The organism is Sporosarcina sp. So3-204 (assembly GCF_058068165.1).
This window is the reverse complement of the sequence record NZ_CM176485.1, coordinates 1,693,023-1,714,548: the sequence shown is the minus strand read 5'-3', so window position 1 is coordinate 1,714,548 and position 21,526 is coordinate 1,693,023. Positions and strand designations below refer to the sequence as shown.

Here is a 21,526-nt window from a genome sequence, read left to right as displayed (position 1 = left end):
AATAAGTCCTGGAAAATGAGTCGAAATAAGTTAAAATGGTAACCCTTGCATCTCTCTTATTATCACATCAATTGGAATCTCCCGGTTAAAATAATATTTCACTGGTGATAATCTATTCAAGTAGCCCGGATGATAGGTTCGGTAAGTCAATTTCGGCAAGGCTGGATGTTTACAGTGGACGATTTCCTTTGCCGTTCCTTCTTTGATATTTTGAAGTATTATCCCCGGAAGATAAGCCTTTAATGCATCGTCATAATATGGTCCAGTGAAAAACAACACTATATCGGGTTTTAATATTTTTAACTCCTCTTCAAATACTGCAAAATGCTTTTCTGCAATCCATCGAGATTCTTTATTTGGTTTCCCTATCGTTCCGACTCGTCCCATTTTATTTATATTATTCCATACGACTGATATTGGGGATTTTGGGTTAGCTGCTTCAATTAAACCCGACCACTTTTTTATATATCGCCAAAAAGTACTTTTATTCGAATAATTGCTTTCAACGACAAATCTTTTATAAATATCTTGCAAGATCCGAACCGAATGTCTGCCAAATATCCCTTCCCAGTCATTGGTTTCTTGTCCTACAATCATCAATTTTATCTCGGCATTATGATAAGCCACCTCATCTGGCAGCATAATGAGAAGCGGATGGGTCGGTCGTAAATCAATTGGGAGCTTATTGACTTCACACTCCAATCCCACCCAATGTCGTTCATAAAGTTCCGTCAATTCTTGGTTATAGGTAATATCCAATTCCCCCTTATGAAAGATAGAAATAAAAGTTCGCTTGTGGAGCACCATGTTAAAAATCATCAAAGCACTCTAAAAAGCATCAAATCATCAATAATAAATTGGCCACAACTTCTAAACATAAATTGGTTCAGATAGCTTCATTCACGAAGCATTCTTCTAGCTTCCTAATTTTATTTTTAAATTTCCAATTTATATATTCAGGTTCTAGTGCTATCGTTAACAAACTCTCAATAAATTTTCTTTGTTTTAATAATCTTGGTGGTAACTCAAAAAAGTAAATTGTAAGATCCCCAATATGTTCAGGTAGCTTGAAAAATTCAGAACGGATATCCTTCCGAACATAAATCTTATTTACATGCCGTATTAATCGGTTCTGAATATTGCTTTTACTTTCTCCTATGTAAAGAACCGTATCGCCTTTTTCTACTATATATAGCCCTCCCTTTCCCCTAGATACATTTTCTCGTATCGTCTTTTTGGTTAGAGTATAATCATTATTACTTGAACAAGTAGTTAAACTGATTTCAAAACGATTCCACAAAGGTTCTGTTATCGGCAAGATCCTCCAGCTTTTCAATTGGTCAGTTATCATTTGCTTCTTCATCTCTAATTACCACTTTTCTTAATTTTATTGTCCTCATTTTCTAGAAGATTTCCATCAGTTTTTGATATACCTTCCATCGCGTTAGTGAAGCGTACCTGTGCATCACACTATTCAGAATTCAATGGCGCACAGGGACGTGAATTTTAATCTACATGTTATGAGTCTGCCCTAATTCCCAATGTTGTATGGGAATTCGCTTAATAGATATCGTTCTAACAACTCTTCTGCTTTATTAATATTTGTCCTAGGTACTTTAAAATGAATTTCTTCACAGTTTTCATTTTTACCAAGCTGTTTTAGGCGCTGTATTTCATTTAATGTCGATGGCAGATGAAACTTAAAAATACTTATCCCATATAGAATATAAAAATTCGGATTTTCATTTTCAGACATTACTTTTTCTCTTCCAACTTCTAAAGAATCCCGATATTTACTTTGCCATGCAAAATCTTTTTTATGATATCCAATAACATCGATAGCATTTTCTGTTAAAAGACGCGTGATAACTTGGCGCTTTAGTATATAAAATTGGCGTTGAAGTATCTGTGAACTTCGATTTTCCAATTCGTTGAATGTATTTTTTTTGTCGCGCAACTTTTTGGTTGCTCTATTAATAATATAAAGAGCGTATCCAATATTAAGCTTAGTTATTGGGAGAGGTTGTTTTATGTAGTATCCTGATATTTCTGTATTCCCAATATAATAGAGGGGATAACTTCCACTATAAATACTTTTTATAAATGCATCAGGTTCTATAATCGCCATTGGTTTTCTTGATGGTGAAAAATAAGTACTAAGCGTCAGTTGTACCTTGGTATAATAACCTGCCCTATGCGCCTCATCCCACTTTGTAAACTCTTTCAAAAAAACGCCCTCATTTCCACGGACTTATATTTTAATAAACACATCAATATTAAACAATCATAAATATTGTAAGTAGGATTTCTTTTTCAAAGCAGAATCATCTTATCCAGCATTTCTTTCTTAGTAGGATTCGTATATAACATAGTTGTATGGATATTAGATTGTCCTGCCTGATTCGCGACTTCATACAATACTCAAGCCTTTTTCAATCGCGTTTGAACAGAAAAAGTGTCGGAGTTCATGTGGCGTAATAGCTTTTCCAATCTTGGCTGAATAAGTATTGAATAAGCGATTCACGACAGTACGATCTATCCTTCTATTTCGGTTACTCAGAAAAAGAATTCCGCAATCTATTTCTTTCTCTTTTCTTTCGCATAACCAAGATTGTAAGGCAATCTTCACTTTCTCTCTTATAAAAACGGTTCTAGATTTATCACCCTTCCCGTCTACAATAAGTATTTCACTGGACACAAAATTAATTTCAGTTACTTTTAAATTGAGCGTTTCTGAAATTCTTAATCCACCATAGGCCAAAACTGTTACGATTAATAAAATGCGCCTGCGCAACGCACTATTCTGAATTCAATGTTACAATAGGCACCTAAATAATTAAATTCAGGAATTCATAGTTTAATTAAGGATTGAAAACAGCCAAGTAAACTAGAAAAATCGGTGCTTGGCTAATTTTCATTTGGAAAACCTTAGTGAAAGGTACAATATTGAATTCGGAATTTTGTACTGTTCTCAAAACTAGAGCAATTAATACGGCTGACGAATTATCTAAATAGTCCAGCGGACCATGATTTTAATACATTATTCTTTGTCCTCCATCAGAGAAAACTTATGCTTGAGTTGTTTCCCTGTAATTTGTTGCCGATAGTTACTCTCGCAAAAACAATAACCACATTCACGCCTTATAATCTTAACACTGCTATAATTATGAACACTATTATACATTGCTTCTCTAATATAAATGTCAACCTAAGTATGTACACTTTCGCTTGTTTAAAGATGTACAGAAATCACTCCTCTTCCTTTTTGAGGTGATCCTTTATTCTGTAGGATGGTCCCACGATACTAACGACTGTTGCGTGATGAAGAACACGATCTAGTATGGCATTAGCCAATTTGGTGTCCTGGAAAACCTCATCCCATGCTTTTAAATTTATATTCGTCGTTAAAATCGTACTTCTTTTTTCATACCGCATATCAATGAGCTGGAAGAACATCTTCGCATCCTCAGCTTCGATTGGTAGGTAACCAATCTCGTCAATAATCAATAGTCTATATTTCGTATAATGCTTTAAACGGACTTCTAAGCGATTCTCTATCTTTGCACGCTTCAAGTTCTGAATTAAGTCATGACACTTTATAAAGTAGGTACTAGTACGTTTCTTTGCGGCCGCAATACCTATGGATGTTGCCAAGTGAGTTTTTCCAACCCCACTAGGGCCTAAAAACACAATATTCTCTTGTGCCTCGAGGAAGCGTAATGAAGTGAAATCTTGAATTTGCTGCTTATTAATACTTGGTTGAAATTCAAAATCAAATTCTGCGACCTCTTTTCGGTGAGGAAACGCACCTACCTTAACCATTGCGTGAATCATATTTTGTTCTTTCACATCAATCTCGTAATTTGTAAGTTTGACTAAAGTATCGATAAATGACAATTCATTTTTAATGCTGAAGTCGACGACTTCTCCTAAATGGTGTGTCATTTGTTTCATTTTTAAGTACTCCAAGTTTTGGATTAGTTGCTGATAACTATTATTCATTTCTATACACCTCACCAATTGCTTCCAGGTTTTGTTTAGCTAATTTATCGATATCCGGATAATACGGAATTGCTTTGGCGAGTGTATCTTTGTAATGTATTTCTTTATAATTTAGTTTTGCTGTAGTTATCTTATGCTGCACAATTAAATCCATGGTATAGTAGATATATAAATGATCATCATATACTTGTAACCCGACCGTCTTTCCCTGATACTTGGCTGGAACTGAGTACTGGTTTGACTTGTAGGAAATCATGTTTGAGGCATTGACTTTTACAAGTGTATGTTTGATTTTGTAAGAATCTTTTACTTTGTCCTGTGGTAGGGGGAGTAAGAGGTTCTTTTCTTGTTTGTGCGCAAAAAGTGGAATCTTATTCGTTCCCTGATTGACACTTTGATTAATGCGTGTACATAGCTTTTGCACGAATTCGTGCAATTCTTCATAATTGAACTTCCCCTGGTAAGCATGAATCTCATCTAACAGTTTCATGGGCGCTTCTACTTTTCCTTTTGTTCTAGGTCTCCCAGCAACACAAGGTTGGACTTTAAAACCAAAATCCTGTGCAAATTGAGTAAACTTGTTATTTACAACACCTTTGAAATAGTCTGTTCTAGCATCGTCCATTACAGTTTTCATATTGTCTGTCACAATCACTTTCGGTACGCCTCCAAAAACTTCAAATGCTTCTGTCATAAATGATAATAAGACAGCCTGTGATTTTGAAATACTTAAATGAAACGCTCTAAATCTTGAATAAGAAAGTAGTAACACTGCTACGTTAACATATATGATTTCACCATCTTTCATTTCATAACGGATGCTCTCTTTCCAGTCTAGCTGTGCTTGTTCACCAGGCTTCGTCTCGTAACGAATACCGGATGATGCACTTGATGTTGTACGTTTACCATCATCGAAGTACGCCTTGAATTCTGGCTTTCGATTAATATAAGCACCAAAATTAGATTGTGAACATTGTAGATTATGGTTATCTTTTAAGTACTGCCATAAAACTCTTTTGTAATAAAAAACTTGTTTGGATTCTGTGGATAACAACTCCGCGATATCTTCATAATTTTTATCGATTTTAGATTCTTTCTTTCTCGTTTGCTTGGGTGTAAAACCATTTAAATACTTATCAATCGTGCGACGATCTGCACCTAATTCTCTAGCTAACTGGCTTTTGTTTATTTTCATTTTTAAGTTCTCCATTAGTGTTTTTAGTTTGGATAAATCACAAAGACTCTTTATCTCTATTTCTGTTTGAATATCTAACTGTAGATACATTCCAATCACCTCATAATAATTATGAGGATTACAATTAAGTTTGTACATATTTATTCAAGCATTTGTGTACATATCTAAACTATCATTTATAGCAAGCGCAAAGGCGAGCACGGTTGGTTTACTTGGACGGTACTCTACATCATTACGAATCTTCGAAAAAAGTTTTCGATCTATACGCGCTCTCTTATATACTTCGCTATCTGTCATCCCTTTTTCATCAATCTTTCGGAGCAACATTTCTGAAAAGGTTTCACCTACTTGCTTCAATAAGTCTTCCAAACTTCGGCTGCTTTCTTGAAGAATTACTTCTTCTTTGTATAACTCGAAACAGTCTTCTTGTAAGTGATAACTTATTATGGGTTCTTCTATGTAATGGTTGTCTATGTATTGTTGAATGTCGAACTTTTTTTGCTGGGAAAGTGACATGGAATTCTCCTTTCTTTCTCTCTTTAACAATACCTATTCTCCGTACAATTTGAAGATGATTCAAGCATTTCATTAATAAATGAAGATACATATATAAATTAAATGAATGCATATAATCGTACTAGGAGAGTGATACATTGACGAATAATGAAAATAAAAATAGTAAGCAACGACAATTGGATGAATTTCGTGTAGCGAATGCAGGTAAACCAATGACGACGAATAATGCTAGAAAGATTTCAGATGACGAACGAATCTTGACAGCTGGCGAACGGGGTCCAGGTCTCTTAGAAGACATTCATTTCTTTGAAAAATTAACGTCTTTTGTCCTTGAGGAAATCCCTGAAAGAAAGGTGCACGCGAGAGGTTACGGAGCCCACGGTGAATTTGAATGTTACCAATCAATGAAAGAATTCACAAAAGCTGATTTCCTACAGGAGGCCGGTAAAAAGACGCCGCTGTTTGTTCGTTTTTCAACTGTGCAAGGAAGTAAAGGCTCCGCTGATACCGCACGAGACTTGCGATGCCTTGGGGTTAAGTTTTATACGGACGAAGGAAATTATGATATGACGATGATTGCATTTCCTGTATTGATCAACCAAGATGCGATGAAATTCACCGATATCATTCACGCCTACCAAGCAGAACCGCGAACGGGCATGCCTCAGGCTTCCGGCGCGCACGACACATTTTGGGATTATGTAGCGAACAACCCTGAAGCACTTCATATGACATTATGGGTCATGTCTGACAGAGGACTTCTTAGAAGTTATCGCATGATGGAGTCCTGGTCAGTAAATACCTATTTGTTTGTGAACGATGAAGACGTAGCTACGTTTGTACGATTCGTCTGGAAATCTGTACTAGGCTCCCATTCCCTACTGATGAGTGAATCACAGAAAATTGGCGGCATCGATCCCGATTTCCACCGCCGGGATTTAAGAGAAGCGATTGACCGCGGTGCTTTTGCCGAGTACGAATTAGGTGTTCAACTCATACCAATGGAAGACGAATTCAACTATGACTTCGATATTCTCGATTCAACGAAATTTTGGCCTGAAGAGCTCATTCCAGTCCAACTCATCGGTAAAATGACCTTAAACCGAAATGTAGACAATGAATTTGCAGAAATTGAACAAGTTGCTTTTAATCCTGCCAATGTTGTCCCTGGTATCGATTTTTCCAATGATCCTGTGTTACAAGGCAGGCTGATTGCTTACCAAATCGCCCAATATCATCGTTTAGGTAGTAAGAACTTTCAAGATTTGCCGATTAACCGTCCCGTTTGCCCGTTCCAAAACAACCAACGTAAAGGCTATATGAGATACAAAATCGATGTCGATGAAACAAGTTATCATAACAATTCGCTAGAAAATAATACACCGTATACAACTCCCCCTAAAGATGGAGGTTATAAGCATTATCCTCTAAAGGTTGAAGGAGAAATTACACGAAAACGCAGCGAAAAACTCGATGACTACTTTACACAGCCACGGATATTCTGGAACAGTCTAACGCTTATTGAAAAGCAACATATGATTGAAGCGCTCAATTACCAGATTGGCAGTGTAAAGAGTGAATCAGTCAGACAGCAATGTGTAGATGTACTGGTGAATGTCGATAAAGAAATGGCTTGTATAGTCGCTGATAACATAGGTGTGAATCGGCCAAAAGGTGAGAATGTAGCTGTCTCGACGAGCTATCCATCCCTTAGTCAAACGAGCACACCGAAGTATGCGTACTCACTACGTGTTGGTGTATTAATCGGTAACGAATTTAATGCCAATGAAGTGTCAGATACCATTAAAGAACTTGAAAAATACGGTGTGTGGGTAACTATCATAAGTGACAGGCTCGGAACTGTGACAGCAAGTGACGGTACTAAACTCAAAGTGGATGAAACATTCCTCACTACTAGTCCGTATCTCTTCGACTCTCTTTATATAGTCGGTGGAAAATCTATCAATCAGACGAATTTCGATTATAATGTTGCTGATTACATTCATGTTATCTACAAAAATTATAAACCACTTGGAGTAGCTTCAACTGGGCATCCCTATATTCAAAAAGCCGCTAACTTAAATATGGCTGGAGTCATCTTCGCTACAAACAACACGGACTTTGAAAATGAATTCGTCCAAGCAATTGCACAGCAACGTTTTTATGATCGAAGATAATGAAGTAAGTGATATTTGTAGTGAAGGTAACTGATTTAAAGACTGTCACTCACAAAATAATGAGGTGAGTGACAGTTACCCCAATTCAGCTCACTTCTCCTTCAGCTGCCCAAAAAACTTCTCCAACGTAGCCTTCCCAACATTTTTAAACTTCGCAAGCGTCACTAGCTCATTCGGCAATTGTCCTACAGTATGATAACCTTGCTCATGTAATTGTTGAATTAAGCTTGGAAAGCCAGTAAATTCTTTGGTTGTAATGGGTAGATTTGACAACTTTTCCGTTATCACAACATGATCTGCTTTATAGAAGTAAAATAACTCACCTGGTCGTTCTATTTCAAGTTGACGGCGGGCTTTTTGTTCTTGGATAAATGTTTTTAATTCGTGAAATAAGTTTTCGTCATTTGTTTCACTCTAGCGCTTCACATGTTCATGTAGTCCCTCCAAGTTGGTTGGGAGTTCACTCATGAGCCGTGCTTGTTCCACGCCGCCTAGGCGAATTAAGAATATCTCGGACTTATCGAACCGCTGTGGTAATAAGAATTTGTCTCGTAAAAAGTACGGGATTTCTAGTTCTTCCCCTTTGAATGTAAGCGTTCGAATCGGCATGTAACCTGGTTGTACAGGCGGTGCAACTGTATTTATTTCTTCTTCCTCATCATCTTCATTAGGTAAATCTTTCTTCATTTTATTTGTCAGCAAATCTTCTAACGCCTTGAGCCGTAATGCCAATTCTGTGCTGTCATACACTTGTTCAGCTTGCGGCTCTGGATCAATGTAGTCAGGCACAATCATATCGACAGGGCCATATACTTCGACGTACCACTTCACGATTTTATAAGTTGATTCCCATGATAATAACGATTCTGAGTAGCGAAATTGTCTTGAATCATGTGCGGCTTGATTGCCAATTTGGCGTACATAATGAAGCGCGTCGCGAATTTCAGGTGTCAAATATCCTTTTTCGTCGAGTAAGTCTAGGCGCTCCTTTAAACTTGTCCACTGCTCATTTGGTAACTTTTCTTTTTCAATGACCTGTTGCAATATATTTTCAACAAAGACCCTTGCATGTGTCAACATAATCCGCGGACTGGTGAAAATACTAGCTTCTAGTTCGCGTGCAAGTTTTGCAAGGTCCTTTGAGATGGGTTCGATAAATTGATAGAAATAATTTGAATTTATCATATGTATTGCCTCCAATAACTGAGAGTTATGTATATAGTCTAATTTTATCACATTAAAAACGCATTTTCGCTTTTTCATAGTTTTTCATTAGTAATTTGATACTACTATACAATAAGAAAATACCTTTCCGTATATCCAAAAAGGTTTATACGTTCGTATTAAGTTGCAATTTAAATTGTCCTTATTTTTGAATTTTGTCCTCATTTGCATAAAATAAATCTTCCCATAATTTGAACACATGTTCTCTTTATGGTATAATTAATTTAATTATTCAAATATCTTTTGGAGGTGTTATCATAGATTATGGTATCCGCTATAGTGATGGAGCAACCTGTCGTTTACCAAGTCGATCAAGATGGATTATGGAAGAAAGTGATTCGAGATCTGTTTGAGGATTTCCTATTGTTTTTCGCATCAGAGTTACATGCTCAAGTTGATTTTTCAAAGTCACCAGACTTCCTTCAACAAGAGCTTTTCCAGGAAGTGGCAGACAAGAAAAAAGGACGTCGGATGGCTGACCAGATTGTTAAAGTGAAATTGAAAGATGGCGCAGAACAATGGATTTTAGTTCATATCGAAGTCCAAAGTGAGAATGAAGATGATTTTTCTGCACGTATGTTTCATTATTTTTACCGGATTTATGATACGTACGAACAAAAGATTGTGGCATTTGCCATCATCACATCTCCCCATCAAAGCACAGCACCATTGGATTTCCGTTACGATTATTTTGGCACCACTCTTCATTATGCGTATAATACTAATAAGATCACTAATTACGATAACGATGAGCTACGTCGCTCCAATAAGCTGTTCAGTAAAATTGTACTGGCGGCCAAATTGTTGCATGAAACAAAAGATGAGGATCGGCAGCGTTATGTTTTTAAGCGTAGACTCATGCGCTCCATCGTGCGCAACCCAGAATACTCCAGAACATCTGTCCAGGCCGTTTTTCATTTCATCGATTATTTGTTGCGATTGCCTATAGACTTAGAGAAAAAGTTAGCCAATACCATGTATCCAGTACTCGGAAAGGAGAAGGAACTTATGCAACTTTATGATAAAGATAATGCTTCACCTACGATTGTCAGTGCTTTTGAAAGGGAGCGGATTGAAGGTGAGATTAAGGGAGAAATTAAAGGAGAAATTAGGGGCGAAATTAAAGGCGATGCGAAAGCGCGACGTGAAATTGCTCTTAATTTATTGGAAAAAGAAATGCCTATAGAAATGATTATGAATGTGACCCAATTAACACTTGAAGAAGTTCAAAAATTACAGGAGTAATCGATTCTGTGCAATGCTACACCGGAGACAAGCAGTAACCTGTCAAATAGGTATCTGCTTGTTTGGTGCACTCTATTTTATCTAGTCAATCAAGTATTTCTTGCACGTAGTATAATTTAATCCTAAAAAGCGTGCAGCAATCTATCAGAAACCATCTATATATTTTGAACTTATTATTTTCTTAACTTTCTAGTTGATTGGAGTGTAAATCGGCAACTCCAGCGAGAATAGTATGAGCCGAAGCCCCCGCAGGAAGAGCCGTAACGGAGAACGGCTTTTGCGACCAAAAAGCGTAGCGTTTGAGAGCACTCTTTTTTTCGTGACGAGGAGGCTGAAGCCATGCCCGCGGAAAGCGTCCGATCGGAACCGAAATCAACAGTTCGTACAGATTCTTTATTTCAATATATAAAGTCAAATGCAAAAAGGCCTTTGCAAGAGTACGCAAAGGCCTTCAAATTCTTATCCTATTTATAAATTATATCTTCTTCCTACTTTGAATCCCCTGGACGATCTTCTCTTGAATCAACAAGTACTGATTGATTTCTTCTTCACTCAAGTCTTCAAAAAGCTGTATGAACACTTCTTCACCAATCGCCTGAGCGTCGACCAATGCCTGCCTACCAGCAGTTGTTAATTGCAGTTGAATCGTTCGACGATCCGTTTCATCATACAGTCGTTCAACGAAGTCAAGTTTTACAAGTTTGTCTGCTATGTACGTCATGGCTCCCTTTGTAAAACCGAGTGTTTCGGCTAACTCTGCCAGCTTTTGAGGCCCCTTCGTACGTAACTCACCTAAAACTAAAATCGGTGAAATACCGAGAGGATGCTGAAATGCTTTCGTAAATTGCACAATGTTATCATTATTCATCTGCTCTATTGTACGAATCAATTTAAAAATATTTTTATGTTTCATTAAAATCCTCCTAAAAAGAAAGCTTGCATTAACGAAGCATGATTGATCCGCCGTCAACCATAAGCGTTTGTCCTGTAATGTATCGTGAATCTTCAGAAGCTAAAAAGACAGCGACGCGTCCAATATCCTCTTCTAATTCACCAAAACGTCCCAGTGGAATTTTCTTTGTCACTTCATTGTAGTATTCGGGTTGTGCTTTTGCCCATGCCTGAACACCAGGTGAGTTAGCAAGTGGACTAATTAAGTTTACGTTAATGCCGAATGGGCCCCACTCATTGGCAGCAACACGTGAAATACCACGGATGGCTTCTTTTGCAGCAGCATAAGCGCCTTGCGTTTGGTGTCCTTCCATTCCTGCGCCTGACGCGAAGTTAATGACATTTCCTTTGGACTCTTTTAAGTGCGGTAGAGCTGCTTGCATAAGATAGAACGTAGGATAAAATCCAGTTCCAAACGATAAATCAATATCATCTTGACTCATTTCTTCAATAGTTACTTGTTTTGAAGCATGCGCGTTATTGACCAACACATCAAGTCTGCCATACTTTTCAACAACGTCTTCAACAATTTTACCTAAATTTTTGTGGTCCATTAAATTCGCTTGAATGAACATGGATTTTGGGGAAATGGCTTGTAGTTCTTTCTCCATCGCCTGTCCAGTTTCTTCATTTAAATCAACAATTGCTACAACCGCGCCCTCTTTTACCATAGCTTTCGCAATACCACTACCAATACCACCAGCACCGCCTGTAATAATAACAACTTTATCTTGTAATTTACTCATTCAAAACATCTCCTTTTGAATTACGAATAACTATAGTATAACGTTAAACTATATTCAAAGACAATAATTGAACTGATATCTGGTCCCGCTTGCTTGAAAGATTCGATTCTCCAAAACTACACATTGAATTGATTATTCAAAAAGAATGAAAACAACATAGATACCGATCTGTTTTTTTCATATACTTCCATTGTCTGAGTCATCCTGCGCAGATACCTAACACTCTGGAGACGCCTACATGCCAAGTTTTTAGCTGACGAAAAACACGCTTTGTTCAATTTTTTTCATTTCATAAAAGTAACCTTTTTTCTCCATTAATTCATCAAATGTGCCAGTCTCGACTATGTTTCCACCGTCCATCACAATAATTTGGTCCATCTTCTCTAATCCCGTTAAGCGGTGGCTAACGAGAATAATAGTAGCCTCTTTTGCCTGTTCATATAAATAGCCCATAATATGTGCCTCGGTTAAAGCATCGATGGATGACGTTGGCTCATCTAATAGCCATAAAGACGATTTTACGAGCAGCGATCGGGAAATCGCAAGACGTTGTTTTTCTCCACCTGAAAGATTCTCCCCTTTTTCTAACACTTTATCATCCAAGGAAAAGTGTTCAAGCTCCACTTTTTTCAACGTATCTAACATTTCTGTATCACTTAATCCATTACCGGCGAGCAGTAAATTATCTCGAATTGTGCCATAGAAAAAATGATTTTCTTGTAAGACAACATTTGTATTTTCCCAAATAGTCTCTTGTGATAAATGATCAATCGAATCATTGTTAAAACGAATCTGACCTTGGTCTACACGATAAAACTTTAAAAGCAACTGCAACAACGTCGACTTTCCAGAACCACTTGGGCCGACTATGGCTGTTTTTGATCCTGCTGGAAACGCTAAGGTTACATTTGTTAACGTATTAAGTGCTTCATCTGGAAAAGCAAAAGTTACATCCTTCATGTCAATCGAAGGAACCCCTTGAATCGTTCGGTTTTCAAAAACTTCTTGTGATTCCTTCAGTACACTTTCTTTACCAACAACTTCGGTAAGTCTTGATGCAGCTTGCCGACTCTCTTCTAAATAACTTGGGAAAGCAGCCATAGAAGATGTATTCTCAAAAACTGTCAATGAAACCATGACAAACATCGCCAGGTAAATTCCATTTAGTTGACCATCTGCCACTAAATAAGCGCCAATCCCTAGAACAAGCAATGATATGAAAAGCGATAGAAACTTATTGGCAGCCTGGCTGAACAAATTATGAATACTTTCACGTTCTTGTTCTTCTAAGTAGGCATTTACAGATAGATGCAGTTCGCTTTCTTTTCCTTCTAGTTGTTGGTGTATTTTCAAATCACGAAAGCCATAAAGAAATTCCGTCACTTTGGTAGATAATTCTCCGCGTCTTTGTCTCACTAGTCGATCCACTTTTCTTTGCGTTAAAGCAAAGATTGCTGGAACGACAAAAGTAGTGACAATCAGACCAATGAATATGAGTAAGGCTACTTCTAATGAAAATAGCGCTGTAAAAAAGATTGTACATAAAAATACTAATAGTAAAACAACCGGTGGGTAAAAAACGCGTAAAAAGAAATTCTGTAATGCCTCCACATCACCCACTACTCTAGCAAGAAGATCACCGCTTCTATATTTCCGGAAAATAGTTGGCGCTAAAGGTTCTAACTGCTCGTAAAAAGAGACACGCATATTGCTTAACATCGTGAATGTCCCTCGATGAGAAAAGTAACGTTCGCCGTAACGCCCTAATGCAGATATAATTCCTAACATTTTAACCGACGCTACAATGATCATTAACGTGAAAATTGAAGGTGTTAAAGCCGCCTTAGAAATCAAATACCCACTGGATCCAAATAAACCAACAGCTGTTATCCCCGCTATAAATCCGCAGAGAATAGATAAGACTATATCCTTTTTTTCTACGAATAATAGCTTAATAACAAATCCTAGGTTTTTCAATTTGCAATCCCTCCCTGTTGAACAGACACCATATTACGATACATTTCCACCGTTTCCAGCAGTTCTTCATGTGTGCCTGTTGCTAAAAGTTCGCCTTTGTCCAAGAAAATTATCTTATCCGCATTTTTAATCGTATGAAGTCTATGCGCAACTGTAATGACTGCGGAACTTTTAGACAGTTCCTTAATAGAAGCTTGCAAAATCTTCTCAGTCCGAAGATCTAGTCCAGTTGTTGGTTCATCAAACAAAATTAAAGATGGACTTTTCAGGAATGCTCTAGCGATAGCTATTCGTTGTTTTTCGCCACCTGAAAGGTCTCTTCCCCCTTCTCCAATAGGTGTATCATAGCCATGTTCAAGTGAATTCACCAAATCAGAAATCCCAGCTTTTTCAGCAGCATGTACGATTTCTACTCGAGTCGCATCCAAACGTCCGCCAATCGCAATGTTTTCCGCAATTGTTCCTGAAAACAAATAAGGGTTTTGTGAAATATAACTTAATCGATCAAACCAATCTTTCTCTTTAAAGTTTGACCTTGGTTTCCCATTGATAAGCATTTCACCCTCTGAAACCGAAGCAAGTCCGGCAATCACATTTAAGAGGGTTGATTTCCCAGCACCCGTTTTACCGATGATTGCTACTTGTTCATTTGGAGCAATTTCTAATTGAATGTTTTTTAATGAAAATGAATCTTCACCATAAGTAAATCCAACATCACATAGTTCAATTGCTACTGGTGCTTCTCTTTCTAAACTGTCCACTCCCCATAAAACAGGATTCTCTGTTTCAGTTAGTTCATCTGCTAGCAATTTAGCAGCCCCCATACTCCCTCTACCCGTATGAAAAGCACTCCCTAAGTCTTTCAATTTCGTATAAAACTCTGGCGCTAATACCAACATGAAAAACGCAGTTATAAACGTAATATCCTGAAAAACGATTAAACGAAGGGCAAGCTCTAGCGCAATGACACCCATACTAAGCATCGAAATAAATTCCAATACTAAAGAATTTTGAAAGGCAACTTTAAGTACTTCCATCGTCGCATCACGAAAATCTAAACTACTTTTTCGTATCGTTTCTTTTTGTTCTTTGGAACGTCCAAGTAATTTAAGCGTTGTCAATCCTTGTAACGTATCAAGAAAACTTCCTGAAAAAGCTGCCATTTTATCCAATTGTTCCTCAGATTTGTCCTTTGTTTTAAAACCAATAATTATCATGAAAACTGGAATAAAAGGTGCAGTAATCATAATAATTAAGCCAGTGGAAATATGTTGTGTGAAGATCACGACTAAAATGATAAGTGGAATGAGTGTAGCTTGAATGACTTGCGGGATATAATCACTAAAATAACGATCAATTTCATCCACAGCATCCATCATGACACTTACTTTTTTACCGGACTGTCCTTGAAGTGATGATTGCGTTGTATTTTCGGAGAATTTTTTTATGAGTAATTTTCGTAAATCACCTTTAACTTTTGAAGCCATTTTCAAACCAGTTCTCCCACTTAAATACTGAAGAACTGTTCTTGCGAAAAATGCAAAGAACAACCCTATCAAAAAGGGAACAACATCAGAAAATGTTGCCCCTTTTAAAAAGATTCGATCGACAATTGCTACTAATAAATAACTTTGTACAATAATTGCCGCAGCTGTTGTGACAGCAAAAATGACCAAGAAAACCAGCTTTCTTTTCTGTTCTAATGCTAACTCCTTAAGTCCAACCATTGTTTATTCCTCCCGAAAAATCAGCTAATTTAACGAAGTAAACAAACTGGAAGTAGGACCCTCTTTAATCGCACTATAACTTAAGGGTTTAGTTTAGAATTACCGCCAGAACGCTACTTATATCAGTGTATATCGTCAGAAACTACTGCCACTATATGTTTGTGTTATTTTTCTTTTGTAACAGGTTCATCTTTTGGTGCAGCCCAGAATACGGCTACGATTGCCGCGATAATTATTAAAAATGGAGCAACAAAGATTAAAAAGTCATGTATCATTCATCTCACTCCTTTTTCTCTTTTCCTGTTACATAATCTTTATCAAACAAGAAGAGTTTTACTAACAGGTACATAGAAGGTACTAGCAATATCAATCCTAAGATGAACACCACAATAAGTGAAATTGCCATTGCATCATTTGTAAATCCTTCGTGAATCGTTAAATATGGATACAACAAGTACGGGTAAAGCGAAATGCCATATGCATAAAAGGCCAGCGCAAACTGCCCGATTAATAGACTAACTGCGAGTCCATATTTTTTTCGTTTCCAAATTAACCCTACCGTCCCAATCCATAATAGGAACGATAATCCAAACATCCACCATAAATCCAGAATACGTTCAAAATGTTCTGGATTGTGAGAACTTAATTCGTAAATGATGCCTACTGCAGCAATGATTAAAGGGAAAGCCCAGAACATTGCATATTTCCGCATGAGGTTTGTTGCGCCTGTATCTTCTGCTTTATTGGCATACCACGTAAGAAAAACTGCAGATATATAGAGCACTGCAACAATAGATAAAACGACAATCGACCATGTTAAGGGACTCGTAAATAACGCCCCGTAGTCTAAAACAGGATTGCCATCAATCATGGAAATAAATCCACCTTCAGAAATGGTCAGCACGATGGATAATGCTGCCGGGACCAATACGCCTGCAATACCATACATGGAGGCGTATCCTTTATGTCCTTTAGAGCTTTTTGATCCGTACAGCTCAAATGCATAGTAAGAACCACGAATAATCATTAAAATTAACGCAATACTCGCTGGTACTAGGAGAACCGTTCCATAATAGAATGCGGTTTTCGGGAAAAAACCAACCATCCCAACAAAGAAGAATACGAAAAATACATTCGTAACCTCCCAAACTGGAGATAAGTACCGCTGAATAACTCTCGAAACGACATGCTGTTTACCAGTGACTATACTGTAGGCGTTAAAAAAACCTGCCCCAAAATCAATCGACCCCAAGATGACATAACCAAATAGAAATGTCCAGAGTACTGAAATCCCTATTATTTCTAAACTCATGTTATTTCACCACCTTGTGCAGCTTCTTGTTTTTCAAGTTCTAGCTCAACCGGATTATTTTTAAACATTCGACGAAGTACGACGACGGTTCCAATGCCTAAAAACAAATATAATAGCCCGAAAAGAATTACCATTAACCCAACATATTCACTTGCTGTTGCTGCTTGTTCAATCGTCATGATGCCACGCAGAATCCATGGGTATCGTCCAACTTCAGCCATCCACCAGCCGGCTTCAATAGCAAGGAAGGATAATGGACCTCCGAGAACAATGAGCCAACGATACCATTTAGATTTCACGAAAGACCATGCCCGTTTCATGCCTATCCAATAGACAAGAGAAAGACCTACCATGAATACGCCAATCGTAACCATTAAATCGAAAAAGTAATGAATAATAAGTGGTGGCGTTTCTTCTTCAGGAAATTGATCTAATCCAATCACCTCTGAGTTCGGATTTCCGTCTGCTAGTATACTAAGTCCATAAGGTATCTTAATCTCATATTTCACTTTTCCTTCATCATCCAAAATCCCATACATCAGGAGTGGTGCGCCTTTTTCCGTTTCAAAATGCCATTCTGCTGCAGCTAATTTTTCTGGTTGGTACTCTGCTAAATATTTACCTGAAAAGTCTCCGATTAATGCAGCTGCAATGGAAAATATAAGCCCTATTTTCATTGTCAAATACAGTGATTTCTTATGATAAACATGGTTTGAACCTTTTACCATTTTGTATGCTGCAATGGATGCAAGCATAAATGCAGATGTCATAAAGGCCGTTGCAAGTACATGCGACACTTTCGTCGGCATTGCAGGCGTAAACATGGCTGCAATTGGATTTACATTTGTAAGTTGCCCATTAACAATATCAAAACCTTGCGGCGAATTCATAAATGCGTTTAATACGGTAATGAATAGCCCTGAAGCGGCTGCACCAAGAACAACGGGAATGAGAAGCAAAAAGTGCTTACGTTTGTCTTCAAATCGATCTCCCGTGTATGCATATATTCCTAAAAAAATTGCTTCAAAGAAGAAGGCAAATACTTCCAAAAATAGAGGTAGTGCGATAATATTTCCAGCCAGTTCCATAAAGTTTGGCCATAGTAATGAAAGTTGCAGTCCAATTGCCGTTCCAGTGACAACACCTACAGCGACGGTAACTGCAAAACCACGCGCCCATCGTTTGGCCATTAAAAGATAATGTTCATCTTTTTTCTTAATTCCCACCCAATGCGTAATCATAATCATGAGTGGAACACCGACCCCTATCGTGGCGTAAATAATGTGAAAAGAAAGGGTAAGTAGTGTGAGTACACGGCTAGCAAATACTGGATCATCAAATAACATTTTTCATTCTCCTCCTTTTACTTAAATGCTTTTCACAAGTTTAGCTTGAATATATGATAAAACTTGAATACGTTAATATAATCTTTATGTTATAAACCAATTTTAACTTTTATTGATTGCCAGTAGGTGTATATCTTGTGACAGTAACGTCAATCGTGTGAACGATATTGACCAGTAATTTGGCACTACTATACAACCATAAAAAACCTTTCAGGATACCCAGAAAGGTTTATAGTTCGTATTAAGTTGCTAGACCGTCTGTTAGCAAAATTTGCTGCAAGCTAGACATTCATTCCACTTATTATAATCTACATTAACTTTTCAGCTTGCTTCCCTTCATTAATACCTTTTGAATGTTTTCCTCCACTTGAAGTTCTGCTTCCCGCACTGCAGCTGCTTCATTTAATAATTCCCACAAAATGCTTTAAAATCCGCGCAGTTAAGCCCCAAATCGTATACTTCCCATAATCATAAAACCATTCCTCGATTGGACGTGCACGCCATTGATACTGATCACCATTCATAATTTTTTCAAACGGGAAGTTTGGCGAAGGTGTTGGTTCAACTGAAACTTTATGCATATAAGGCTCATAATTTAATAACCATTTAAACGGTATTGTAAAAAACTCTTCAACTTCTTCTTTATTATAAGAATGAATTATTTCCTCGTAATCAATCACGCCGACGAAAGGATAGACGACAAATGAAGACGAAGCAATGTATGGGCTTAATTCGCCTAGCACGGTTACCGTTTCAGGGTTTATCCCTAATTCCTCATGCGTTTCTCGTAAAGCTGCTGCCAGAAGCGATGAATCTTCGAGGTCAATCCTGCCACCTGGAAAACTGATATCACCTGGCTGTTTTCTCATAGTGAGTGCACGAACTTCGAAGAGAATATGCCATTCTCCGTCTACTTGAACGAGCGGTATTAAAATCGCTGAACGAAAAGCTGTTTCCTCTCCTATAAACAGCCCTTTGTTTTCATTTAACTGTTTTTTCAAACTTTCTATGTACATTAAACTCCCTCATCTCGATACTTTATATATTTTATCGTATCATGAAAAGATAGCTGATTAAAGATTGTCAGTTGCATTAACCAAAAACGCCTTGTTTTACCATTTAGTTATGCTATTGTTAACCTTGTATACATAAGGTTTTAGGTGAAAGGATGGGAATAGACTTATGACATTTCTACCCCTTTTATAGGGTGCGATTTTGTGCATATGCTCTGTGAAATTTATGAAACAAATGGCACCAAAACAAAAGCTCTTTATACTTTCTCTTATTGTTTCAGCAACAGCCGCATCAAGTTTCCTTGTCGTTATTCCGTTTGGTTATTCTTACATTTTTCCAATTCAACACTTTTCGAATGTGCTTGTTGCTATTTTACTTGGGCCTTGGTATGCCTTAGGCGTCGCCTTAGCAATCTCAATTTTAAGATTCGCCCTAGGCTTAGGAACACTTTTCGCCTTTTCAGGAAGTATGTTCGGGGCTGTTTTAGCAGGTTTACTTTATGCTAAAACGAAGAAATTAGAATTTGCGGCTATCGGAGAAGTTGTAGGTACTGGTATCATCGGTGCTTTCGTTTCTTATTTAATCGCAATATCGTTGACGAACGGAGAAGCAACCCTTGGATACTTTTTTCCAGCCTATTTATTTAGTTCTCTCGCAGGTGCTGCAATGGCCTACCTCATGTTTAAGTTCTTAGCGAAGAACCAAATGATGGAAAGCTTGTAAATAGTTAATCATAAAAATAACCGTCATTGACGGTTGAGGAAATTGCAGCCATTTCGGAGTTAACTATTGAAGAAATTATCGCATTGGAAAATGATAATAACTAATTTCAGAATTGAAGCCAGCTTGGGGATTTATCTCACTTCATCCATAAGCTGGCTTCAATTTTCTGTCAACGATTTACTTTTACAATATCTTCGTATTGATTTGTTTTTCCTTCAATTAAATCTTTTAAAATAAGTGCACCTGCCATCGAATAGCAAGTTCCATTTCCTTCATACCCCATTAAATAATAAACCGATTTTTTATTTGGGTCCCTACCTATGAATGGAAGCCCGTCTATCGATTCGCCGAACAAAGCATTCCAAGAGTAAGCGATTTTAATGTCTAAGTCCGGGAAAATATTTTCTATTTCATTTTTAATTTCTTCCGCTTTAACCCGAATCTTTTCTTCGTTTTCTTCCACATAATTTATCTCTTCATCTAAACCACCCGCAATAATTCGGTAATCCTTTGTCGTTCGGAAATAAAGATAAGGATTTTTCGTTTCCCAAATCATCACTTCATCTTTCCAGAGTGGCTTGTCAAATGGTTCAGAACAAAATGCATACGTACGGTTAATATTACTTTTTTCTCGTATGACCGGGTACTGTTTCACATATCCAGTCGTCAAGATAAGCTGCTTAAACGTTAGGATATGACCTTCTTTCGTAACTACTTGTTGCGCTTCGATGTTTTCTAAATCAATTTCAGTTTCTTCATAATAACGTACGCCCATTTCTACGTTTTTCTCCGTCATTGACTGAATAAATTTAAACGGATTCACTTCTGCATCTCCGCATGTTTTAATAGCACATGCTTTATCAATCCCATACTCTTTTTTAAGTTTTTCATTTGTAAGAAATTGAACAGGAAAACCATACTTTTCAAGATAAGAAAATTCTTCTTTTAACTTTTCAGCATCTTCTTCATCAGATGCGTAATAAATACTATCTTTTGGTATGTAATCCGTTTGGCCATCTAGCTCATTGTTAACAGCACCTAAATTTTTCATAGCTTCTAAGCACATTTTATAAAATAAAACAGCTTTTTCTTCACCAATACTTTTTATAAAGTCTATTAACATTTTATCATTTGTGTATTGTAGTAAACCTGTATTCGCAGCACTGCTACCTTCAGCGATGCGGTTTCGTTCGACAACTGTTACATTTTTACCATGCTTAGCCAACACATACGCACATAACGTACCAGACATACCGCCTCCTATAATAAGAATATCTGTATGTAAGGATTCTGTAACTTTTTCAAACTGAAATTTCGATTTTAGCGTTTTATTCCAATAAAGATCACCACTATATAATTCCATCTTTATTT

Annotated in this window: 21 protein-coding genes; 3 read left to right on the top strand and 18 right to left on the bottom strand. The window is 37.3% G+C overall.

Features of this window, described 5'->3' with window-relative positions:
* Window positions 1-30 precede the first annotated feature (30 nt).
* From AC3RV6_RS08375 to AC3RV6_RS08345, 7 genes are all read right to left on the bottom strand, one after another.
* Window positions 31-759 (bottom strand): hypothetical protein, encoded by a 729-nt coding sequence (locus AC3RV6_RS08375; protein ID WP_489748988.1) that lies wholly within the window; start codon window positions 757-759, stop codon window positions 31-33.
* 127 nt (window positions 760-886) lie between these two features.
* A complete protein-coding gene (locus AC3RV6_RS08370; RefSeq protein WP_489748987.1) occupies window positions 887-1,363 on the bottom strand; it encodes a hypothetical protein in 477 nt (158 codons plus the stop codon).
* A 168-nt stretch (window positions 1,364-1,531) separates the two neighbouring features.
* Complete coding sequence (locus tag AC3RV6_RS08365) at window positions 1,532-2,227, bottom strand: YkyB family protein (RefSeq protein WP_489748986.1); 696 nt, start codon at window positions 2,225-2,227, stop codon at window positions 1,532-1,534.
* Between the two features lie 183 nt (window positions 2,228-2,410).
* Window positions 2,411-2,794 carry a tyrosine-type recombinase/integrase gene (locus tag AC3RV6_RS08360; protein ID WP_489748985.1) on the bottom strand — a complete coding sequence of 128 codons (384 nt, stop codon included), beginning with the start codon at window positions 2,792-2,794 and terminating at the stop codon, window positions 2,411-2,413.
* A 455-nt stretch (window positions 2,795-3,249) separates the two neighbouring features.
* A complete protein-coding gene (istB, locus tag AC3RV6_RS08355; RefSeq protein ID WP_489747970.1) occupies window positions 3,250-4,002 on the bottom strand; it encodes an IS21-like element helper ATPase IstB in 753 nt (250 codons plus the stop codon).
* On the bottom strand, window positions 3,995-5,287 hold the full coding sequence (istA, locus tag AC3RV6_RS08350; RefSeq protein ID WP_489746254.1) for an IS21 family transposase: 1,293 nt from the start codon (window positions 5,285-5,287) through the stop codon (window positions 3,995-3,997). The genes istB and istA overlap by 8 nt, the downstream gene beginning before the upstream one ends.
* Before the next feature lie 54 nt (window positions 5,288-5,341).
* Window positions 5,342-5,743 (bottom strand): hypothetical protein, encoded by a 402-nt coding sequence (locus tag AC3RV6_RS08345; protein WP_489748984.1) that lies wholly within the window; start codon window positions 5,741-5,743, stop codon window positions 5,342-5,344.
* A gap of 107 nt (window positions 5,744-5,850) precedes the next feature.
* Between AC3RV6_RS08345 and AC3RV6_RS08340 the strand changes: the two genes are divergently transcribed.
* Window positions 5,851-7,890 carry a catalase gene (locus tag AC3RV6_RS08340; RefSeq protein ID WP_489748983.1) on the top strand — a complete coding sequence of 680 codons (2,040 nt, stop codon included), beginning with the start codon at window positions 5,851-5,853 and terminating at the stop codon, window positions 7,888-7,890.
* A gap of 90 nt (window positions 7,891-7,980) precedes the next feature.
* Here the strand turns inward: AC3RV6_RS08340 and AC3RV6_RS08335 are convergent, their stop codons facing one another.
* Entirely contained in the window at window positions 7,981-8,178 is a 198-nt protein-coding gene (locus tag AC3RV6_RS08335) for a hypothetical protein (RefSeq protein ID WP_489748982.1), read from the bottom strand.
* 126 nt (window positions 8,179-8,304) lie between these two features.
* Entirely contained in the window at window positions 8,305-9,075 is a 771-nt protein-coding gene (locus AC3RV6_RS08330) for a DUF4145 domain-containing protein (RefSeq protein ID WP_489748981.1), read from the bottom strand.
* A 303-nt stretch (window positions 9,076-9,378) separates the two neighbouring features.
* On the opposite strand from AC3RV6_RS08330, the gene AC3RV6_RS08325 reads away from it, so the two are divergent.
* The gene (locus AC3RV6_RS08325) at window positions 9,379-10,359 is read left to right on the top strand and encodes an Rpn family recombination-promoting nuclease/putative transposase (RefSeq protein ID WP_489748980.1); all 981 of its coding nucleotides are present in this window, start codon (window positions 9,379-9,381) and stop codon (window positions 10,357-10,359) included.
* A 475-nt stretch (window positions 10,360-10,834) separates the two neighbouring features.
* On the opposite strand, the gene AC3RV6_RS08320 is transcribed toward AC3RV6_RS08325, so the two are convergent.
* The 8 genes from AC3RV6_RS08320 to AC3RV6_RS08285 form a co-directional block, all read right to left on the bottom strand.
* A complete protein-coding gene (locus tag AC3RV6_RS08320) occupies window positions 10,835-11,272 on the bottom strand; it encodes a MarR family winged helix-turn-helix transcriptional regulator (RefSeq protein WP_489748979.1) in 438 nt (145 codons plus the stop codon).
* Window positions 11,273-11,300: 28 nt separating this feature from the next.
* Entirely contained in the window at window positions 11,301-12,056 is a 756-nt protein-coding gene (locus AC3RV6_RS08315) for an SDR family NAD(P)-dependent oxidoreductase (RefSeq protein ID WP_489748978.1), read from the bottom strand.
* A 249-nt stretch (window positions 12,057-12,305) separates the two neighbouring features.
* A complete protein-coding gene (cydC, locus tag AC3RV6_RS08310; protein ID WP_489748977.1) occupies window positions 12,306-14,033 on the bottom strand; it encodes a thiol reductant ABC exporter subunit CydC in 1,728 nt (575 codons plus the stop codon).
* The gene (gene cydD / locus AC3RV6_RS08305) at window positions 14,030-15,760 is read right to left on the bottom strand and encodes a thiol reductant ABC exporter subunit CydD (RefSeq protein WP_489748976.1); all 1,731 of its coding nucleotides are present in this window, start codon (window positions 15,758-15,760) and stop codon (window positions 14,030-14,032) included. Before cydD ends, cydC begins: the two co-directional genes overlap by 4 nt.
* Before the next feature lie 164 nt (window positions 15,761-15,924).
* Window positions 15,925-16,035, bottom strand: coding sequence for a cytochrome bd oxidase small subunit CydS family protein (gene cydS, locus AC3RV6_RS08300; RefSeq protein ID WP_489748975.1), 111 nt, complete (start codon window positions 16,033-16,035; stop codon window positions 15,925-15,927).
* A 5-nt stretch (window positions 16,036-16,040) separates the two neighbouring features.
* On the bottom strand, window positions 16,041-17,072 hold the full coding sequence (locus AC3RV6_RS08295) for a cytochrome d ubiquinol oxidase subunit II (protein WP_489748974.1): 1,032 nt from the start codon (window positions 17,070-17,072) through the stop codon (window positions 16,041-16,043).
* Window positions 17,069-18,418: a cytochrome ubiquinol oxidase subunit I gene (locus AC3RV6_RS08290; RefSeq protein ID WP_489748973.1), complete on the bottom strand. Its 1,350-nt coding sequence runs from the start codon at window positions 18,416-18,418 to the stop codon at window positions 17,069-17,071. Before AC3RV6_RS08290 ends, AC3RV6_RS08295 begins: the two co-directional genes overlap by 4 nt.
* 398 nt (window positions 18,419-18,816) lie before the next feature.
* Window positions 18,817-19,434, bottom strand: coding sequence for an NUDIX hydrolase (locus AC3RV6_RS08285; RefSeq protein WP_489748972.1), 618 nt, complete (start codon window positions 19,432-19,434; stop codon window positions 18,817-18,819).
* Window positions 19,435-19,657: 223 nt separating this feature from the next.
* Here AC3RV6_RS08285 and thiW point away from each other — a divergent pair, with 223 nt between their 5' ends.
* Window positions 19,658-20,155 (top strand): energy coupling factor transporter S component ThiW, encoded by a 498-nt coding sequence (gene thiW / locus AC3RV6_RS08280; protein ID WP_489749220.1) that lies wholly within the window; start codon window positions 19,658-19,660, stop codon window positions 20,153-20,155.
* 169 nt (window positions 20,156-20,324) lie between these two features.
* Here thiW and AC3RV6_RS08275 read toward each other — a convergent pair whose 3' ends face one another.
* A complete protein-coding gene (locus tag AC3RV6_RS08275) occupies window positions 20,325-21,518 on the bottom strand; it encodes an NAD(P)/FAD-dependent oxidoreductase (RefSeq protein WP_489748971.1) in 1,194 nt (397 codons plus the stop codon).
* Window positions 21,519-21,526 lie beyond the last annotated feature (8 nt).

Bases quoted from the DNA above. Each gene is read 5' to 3' on its own strand.
- istA (WP_489746254.1), bottom strand. From the start codon at position 5,287: ATGTATCTACAGTTAGATATTCAAACAGAAATAGAGATAAAGAGTCTT.
- AC3RV6_RS08295 (WP_489748974.1), bottom strand. From the start codon at position 17,072: ATGAGTTTAGAAATAATAGGGATTTCAGTACTCTGGACATTTCTATTT.
- AC3RV6_RS08290 (WP_489748973.1), bottom strand. From the start codon at position 18,418: ATGTTATTTGATGATCCAGTATTTGCTAGCCGTGTACTCACACTACTT.
- AC3RV6_RS08370 (WP_489748987.1), bottom strand. From the start codon at position 1,363: ATGAAGAAGCAAATGATAACTGACCAATTGAAAAGCTGGAGGATCTTG.
- AC3RV6_RS08320 (WP_489748979.1), bottom strand. From the start codon at position 11,272: ATGAAACATAAAAATATTTTTAAATTGATTCGTACAATAGAGCAGATG.
- AC3RV6_RS08330 (WP_489748981.1), bottom strand. From the start codon at position 9,075: ATGATAAATTCAAATTATTTCTATCAATTTATCGAACCCATCTCAAAG.
- cydD (WP_489748976.1), bottom strand. From the start codon at position 15,760: ATGGTTGGACTTAAGGAGTTAGCATTAGAACAGAAAAGAAAGCTGGTT.
- cydS (WP_489748975.1), bottom strand. From the start codon at position 16,035: ATGATACATGACTTTTTAATCTTTGTTGCTCCATTTTTAATAATTATC.
- AC3RV6_RS08285 (WP_489748972.1), bottom strand. From the start codon at position 19,434: ATGTACATAGAAAGTTTGAAAAAACAGTTAAATGAAAACAAAGGGCTG.
- thiW (WP_489749220.1), top strand. From the start codon at position 19,658: ATGAAACAAATGGCACCAAAACAAAAGCTCTTTATACTTTCTCTTATT.
- AC3RV6_RS08325 (WP_489748980.1), top strand. From the start codon at position 9,379: ATGGTATCCGCTATAGTGATGGAGCAACCTGTCGTTTACCAAGTCGAT.
- AC3RV6_RS08315 (WP_489748978.1), bottom strand. From the start codon at position 12,056: ATGAGTAAATTACAAGATAAAGTTGTTATTATTACAGGCGGTGCTGGT.
- AC3RV6_RS08275 (WP_489748971.1), bottom strand. From the start codon at position 21,518: ATGGAATTATATAGTGGTGATCTTTATTGGAATAAAACGCTAAAATCG.
- istB (WP_489747970.1), bottom strand. From the start codon at position 4,002: ATGAATAATAGTTATCAGCAACTAATCCAAAACTTGGAGTACTTAAAA.